At 43.2% G+C, this 280-nt stretch carries 1 protein-coding gene; it reads left to right on the forward strand.

Translation table 11 applies throughout. The annotated features are described in order from the left end of the window. Positions 1-114 precede the first annotated feature (114 nt). A partial coding sequence (locus CEX98_RS23415; protein WP_099644193.1) for a calmodulin occupies positions 115-280 on the forward strand: 166 nt, incomplete at its 3' end.

Genomic DNA, 280 nt, shown 5'->3' on the forward strand with positions numbered 1-280 from the left:
ATACCGACGCAAACGGCGAGCTAAGCGAATCAGAGTTCGCGAACTTTAAAGGGTAATTAATCGCTCTCCAATTTCATAAAACGAACAGTATTTAAAAATTTTGAGGAATACACGATGAAAAACGTACTTATTGCACTATCGATCACAGGTTTATCTTTTGCTTCTGTAAACGCGATGGCGGGTGAAGATTTCGCTGCGCTAGATACAGATCAAAGTGGCACTATCAGCATGAGCGAAGCGCAAGCACACAGTGCCCTTGCTGAGCAATTCAAAGCACTGG

This window comes from Pseudoalteromonas piscicida, assembly GCF_002744175.1.
Taxonomy (GTDB): domain Bacteria; phylum Pseudomonadota; class Gammaproteobacteria; order Enterobacterales; family Alteromonadaceae; genus Pseudoalteromonas; species Pseudoalteromonas piscicida_B.